This is a genomic window from Paenibacillus camelliae (assembly GCF_023715345.1).
GTDB lineage: Bacteria > Bacillota > Bacilli > Paenibacillales > Paenibacillaceae > Pristimantibacillus > Pristimantibacillus camelliae.
Genome location: NZ_JAMBNY010000101.1, coordinates 1 through 249 on the forward strand (window position 1 = coordinate 1; position 249 = coordinate 249).

The following is a 249-nucleotide window of genomic DNA, read 5'->3' on the forward strand; positions in this document are numbered from 1 at the left end:
TGAACCGAAGCCCCAGTAAACGGCGGCCGTAACTATAACGGTCCTAAGGTAGCGAAATTCCTTGTCAGGTAAATTCTGACCCGCACGAATGGCGTAACGAATTGGGCGCTGTCTCAACGAGAGATCCGGTGAAATTTTAATACCTGTGAAGATGCAGGTTACCCGCGACAAGACGGAAAGACCCCATGGAGCTTTACTGTAGCTTGATATTGGACTTTGGTACGATCTGTACAGGATAGGTGGGAGCCT

At 49.4% G+C, this 249-nt stretch carries 1 rRNA gene; it reads left to right on the forward strand.

Annotated features, from left to right (window positions below):
- Positions 1–249 (forward strand): 23S ribosomal RNA (locus M3180_RS22590); the annotation flags it as partial.